This window comes from Candidatus Binatia bacterium (assembly GCA_036504975.1).
In the GTDB taxonomy this organism is placed as follows: domain Bacteria; phylum Desulfobacterota; class Binatia; order UBA9968; family UBA9968; genus JAJPJQ01.
This window is the reverse complement of record DASXUF010000066.1, coordinates 1-4259: the sequence shown is the minus strand read 5'-3', so window position 1 is coordinate 4259 and position 4259 is coordinate 1. Positions and strand designations below refer to the sequence as shown.

7 protein-coding genes and 1 tRNA gene are annotated in these 4259 nt (G+C 59.5%); all 8 read right to left on the bottom strand.

The window, feature by feature from the left end:
- Nucleotides 1–380: adenine phosphoribosyltransferase (locus tag VGL70_08200; GenBank protein ID HEY3303500.1), on the bottom strand; the 380-nt coding region annotated here is incomplete at its 3' end.
- Nucleotides 381–573: 193 nt separating this feature from the next.
- Nucleotides 574–1728, bottom strand: a complete 1155-nt coding sequence (locus tag VGL70_08195) for a methionine synthase (protein ID HEY3303499.1) — start codon at nucleotides 1726–1728, stop codon at nucleotides 574–576.
- Between the two features lie 129 nt (nucleotides 1729–1857).
- Complete coding sequence (locus tag VGL70_08190; protein ID HEY3303498.1) at nucleotides 1858–2601, bottom strand: LysM peptidoglycan-binding domain-containing M23 family metallopeptidase; 744 nt, start codon at nucleotides 2599–2601, stop codon at nucleotides 1858–1860.
- Nucleotides 2556–3218: a protein-L-isoaspartate(D-aspartate) O-methyltransferase gene (locus VGL70_08185; GenBank protein HEY3303497.1), complete on the bottom strand. Its 663-nt coding sequence runs from the start codon at nucleotides 3216–3218 to the stop codon at nucleotides 2556–2558. Before VGL70_08185 ends, VGL70_08190 begins: the two co-directional genes overlap by 46 nt.
- Before the next feature lie 19 nt (nucleotides 3219–3237).
- Nucleotides 3238–3314, bottom strand: a tRNA-Pro gene (locus VGL70_08180).
- A 176-nt stretch (nucleotides 3315–3490) separates the two neighbouring features.
- Nucleotides 3491–3673 carry a type II toxin-antitoxin system HicA family toxin gene (locus tag VGL70_08175; protein HEY3303496.1) on the bottom strand — a complete coding sequence of 61 codons (183 nt, stop codon included), beginning with the start codon at nucleotides 3671–3673 and terminating at the stop codon, nucleotides 3491–3493.
- Nucleotides 3670–3858: a type II toxin-antitoxin system HicB family antitoxin gene (locus VGL70_08170; protein HEY3303495.1), complete on the bottom strand. Its 189-nt coding sequence runs from the start codon at nucleotides 3856–3858 to the stop codon at nucleotides 3670–3672. The genes VGL70_08175 and VGL70_08170 overlap by 4 nt, the downstream gene beginning before the upstream one ends.
- 259 nt (nucleotides 3859–4117) lie before the next feature.
- Nucleotides 4118–4255 carry an addiction module protein gene (locus tag VGL70_08165; protein HEY3303494.1) on the bottom strand — a complete coding sequence of 46 codons (138 nt, stop codon included), beginning with the start codon at nucleotides 4253–4255 and terminating at the stop codon, nucleotides 4118–4120.
- Nucleotides 4256–4259 lie beyond the last annotated feature (4 nt).

Here is a 4259-nt window from a genome sequence, read left to right as displayed (position 1 = left end):
GCGATCAGGTCGTCGGCGATCACCACCCGGCCGCCGGGCTTGATGGCGTCGCGGTGAATCTCCAGCGTGTCGGCGCCGTATTCGAGCTGATAGCTCGCGCGGTGCGTATGGTAAGGCAACTTCCCCGGCTTGCGCACGATGCAAAAGCCGGCGCCGAGCCTGTAGGCGAGCGCGGCGCCGACGATGAAGCCGCGCGATTCGATGCCCAACACCGTGTCCACCGACTTGCCTTGATATCGATCGGCCAGAATGTCGATCGTGCGGCTGAAAAGCCGTCCATTGCCCAGCAGCGGAGTGATGTCTTTAAAAACGATTCCGGGCTTGGGGAAGTCGGGGATATCGCGTATCGCGCGCCGCAGCTCTTCTACGTTCGGTTCCATGGCCTTGCAGGTATCACAAACGGTTTCGCACGGCAAACCTAAGGACGTTTTGTCCGAGGATCTTAGTAGTCCTAATCACAGGCCGGTCAAAACGTCCCAGAGGCGAGGCGCGCGAAGGTCCGCGAGCGGAGGCGTACTTACTCCAGTACGTTGACGCGATGCGGACCGAGCGCAACGAAGCATATGGGCGTTTTCAACGGCCTGTCCACACCTGCCGCGCGGTTTCGACCACTAGCTCCAGCTTCCGCTTCTGATCGTCCTCGCTGATCAAGTTTCCGATCACGTCCGAGGCAAAGCCGCACTGCGGGCTGATGGCGAGCTGCTCCAGCGGAATATAGCGGCCGGCCTCGTCGATGCGCCGCTTGAGATCGTCGACTCTTTCGAGCTGGGGCACCTTGGTGCTGATCAATCCCAGGACGACCACCTTATCTTTGGGAACGAAGCGCAACGGCTCGAAGCCTCCCGCGCGCGGGCTGTCGTATTCGAGAAGAAAACGATCGTGATCCAGCTCGTTCAGCAGTCTCTCCGCGATCGGATCGTAGCTGCCTTCGCGGTGCCACATGCTGCGCTGATTGCCGCGGCAGATGTGAATGCCGAAGGTCACTCCGTCGAAGCCGCGAATCGCGTCGTTGTCCGCCTTGAGCGAGCGCGCGAAGTTCTCCATCGGATCTTCGCCGCGCGCGCGCATGGCCTGAAGAGACGGACGATCCACATAGGCGGTATATCCCGGCGCGTCGATCTGCACGTAACGGCAGCCCGCGTCAACCAAGGATCGGATCATCTCGCGCTGAATGCGCACGACGTCGGCGACGAAATCGTCGACGGCGGGGTAAATTTTAATCGACGCCTGGTGGTCGAAGCGCTGCGTGACGCGGTCCGGGCCGATGAGCGTGACTTTGGCCGGCGCGCGCGCCAGGCGGCTGACGAAAACATATTCCTCCAGCGGAACGTTGCGCGCGAGGCGCAGCTTTTCTATCACGGGCCTTCGCTGCGCCACCGCCGTTGCCTTGGCTTCGTCCTCGGGAAATTCCCAGCGGCGCAGGGGCTCGGCGCCCTCGACGCGCTTCTCGTAAAATTTGATGTCGGCGCGGCCGGCGTCGAAGCCCGTCACCGAGGCGCCGAAGCTGTCCTGAAAATTGAGGCGGCGCATCTCGCCGTCGGTAATGACTTCCAAACCGGCCCCTTCCTGAAGCGCCACCGCCTGGCGCACGGCGTCGTCTTCGACGCGGCGCAGCTCCTCTTCGCTGATTTTTCCCGCGTCGCAGCGCTCGCGCGCCTGTTTCAAAAAAGCCGGCCGCAGCAGACTGCCGACCACGTCGGTTCTGATATTTTTCAGATCGCTCACCACGAACAACTGTTAGACATATGCCGAACAAAGTCAATCCAAATAGCGCGATAGAGATTCTTCGCTCCGCTCATCAGAATGACATTAGAGAGTGTCATCCTGATTAACGAAGTGAAGGATCTCTCTCAAACCCTATTGTTTCAAATAGTTCAGCGGGTCTTCGGCGACGTTGTCTCTGCGGATCTCGAAATGGAGATGAGGAGCAGACGCCCTACCGGTGCTGCCGACTTCCGCGATGACTTCTCCTTTAGCCACCGTTCGCCCCTCGGCGACGCGGTTAGTGCGGTTATGCGCATAAACGGAAACGATTCCGTTGGCGTGACGGATAATGATCATGTTGCCGTAGCCGCGAAGCTGGTCGCTGTAAATAACCTCGCCGCTCTCCACGGCCCGAATCGGCGTGCCTTCAGGCGCCAGGATATCGACCCCGTCGTGAAAGCTCGCGCCGCGCTGTCCGAATCCCGACGAAACGTTTCCCGAGACGGGCAAGACCAGTGCGGGTCGTGCCCCGTCCCTCGGCTCCGCGGGGATTGTCCGCTTCAGGGAAACGGTCGAAGGAGTGATGATCTCTACGGGGAGTTGGCGCGCCGCGCCGGGAATAAAAACTTTATCGCCGACGCGAAGCTGGTTTGGGTCCCCTATGCGGTTGATCCGCGCCAGCTCCTGGTACGTGATGTCGTACGCCTTGCCGATGCGAAAAAGATTTTCGCCCGGCTGAACGGTGTGAAAGATTCCCTGACCCGTGTGGCGCGGAATCGAAGAACGAGGCGCGCAAGAAAAAAAGGAAAGCGGAAATAGAAGAGAGATCGAGAGCAGAGCGGCTTTGCGCGTCAATCCGCCCAACCGTACTTCCCCCAGAGCTTGACGAATCGGCATTCGCCCAATTCTTCCTCTACGAGCCCCGCCTCCGTGCGCCGGATTCTCTTGAGCACCTGAGACTGCTCGTCTCCTAGCGGAATGACCAATCTTCCGCCGATGGCCAGTTGCTCAACCAGCGGCCTGGGCGCGCCGGGAGAGCCGGCGGTGACGAGGATCGCGTCGTAGGGCGCGTGATCGGACCACCCGATCGTCCCGTCGCCGACGTGAGTCGCCACGTTGTAGTAACCCAGCTCGTCCAGAATCGCCCGCGCCCGGATCGACAGCGAGCGAATCTTTTCGACCGAGAAAACATTGGCCGCCATCTCGGCGAGCACCGCCGATTGATAGCCCGAGCCGGTGCCGATTTCGAGAACCTTTTCAGGTCCCTTGAGCTCGGCGGCCTCGGTCATGAGACCGACGATGTAAGGTTGGGAGATCGTCTGCTTTGCGCCGATCGGGAGTGGTCCGTCGTCATAGGCGCGGCTCGCGAGTGCCGACTCGACGAAATATTCGCGCGGCACTTTACGCATCGCCTCGATCACCCTCGGGTCCTTGATGCCCCGGGCGATGACCTGCTCCTGCACCATCTTTTCCCTGGCCCGGTTGTAGTTGGACGGGACTCGCTCTGGAGGCATCAGTTTTGATTGGAAGAAATGGTCGGGGCGACCGGATTTGAACCGGTGACCTCACGCACCCCAAGCGTGCGCGCTACCAGGCTGCGCCACGCCCCGATCGAGTTTGATTTAGACTTTGTAACACTGGAGGCAGTTCACGTCAATTGAAAGAATCGCTCTTGGGAAAGAATCGCTCTTGGCCGGGTTAGGCTCCCCGAGGTTCCTTATGCTTGGCTATCAGCTCGCGGATCTCGGGAAGGAGATCTTTAGAGCGATCGGTCTGAAGCGAAATGTTAGCCCTTACTTTCCAGCATCTTGAGAATGTGCTTGGCGAGAGGATCATTGATCTCAGTGTGGCGGGGAATCGGTTGGACTACTTTCGTGGCGGGATTCTGATACCAGTCGTGCTTCCCACCGTGCCGGATCAGAACACACCCCATCTCGGTTAAACGCCGAATCAACTCCCGGCGTTTCATCCTAGTTGCAACTCGGCAACGCGACGGACGTTCGGGATCACCCCGGAAGTCAAATCCTTGTACAGGTCCTTCAAGTGTTCTTGCAGGTCGTCAAGACTCACTCCCTGGGTCCAGTAGTCAGGAAATTCTTCCAGGTAGCCAAGCCACATATCGTCTTCCTGCCAGTGAACGTAACGGATAGTCATAGAGTCATTCCCCATTTTCACTAGATACCACAACATCCGTGCCGCCAACACACGAGCGGATGAAAAGCCGGAGAGGCGAACGATGGAAGCCGCTTAGAGCCAAGAACGGGTTGGCAGTTATGTCGGGTCTGATTGATTATCCTCTTGACTGCCTTCGATGTGTGCACGCGCTACTTTGCCCGGCGGGCAGCGTCAAGCGCAATGCCGACAAAGACGAATACGACGGCGAGCATGACGATAGCGGCGATAGTTTCCATGGCTACAGTCCCCCGGATCTCTCCCGCCTGCGCTTTGCCTCGGCAACCCACACCCGGTCGATGCGCCCGAGTTCGTCCCCATCCAAGCTCTCCACCAGAAGGTCCGCTAACCGCGGCCGCGATTCAGCCGGTAGATTCATGGCC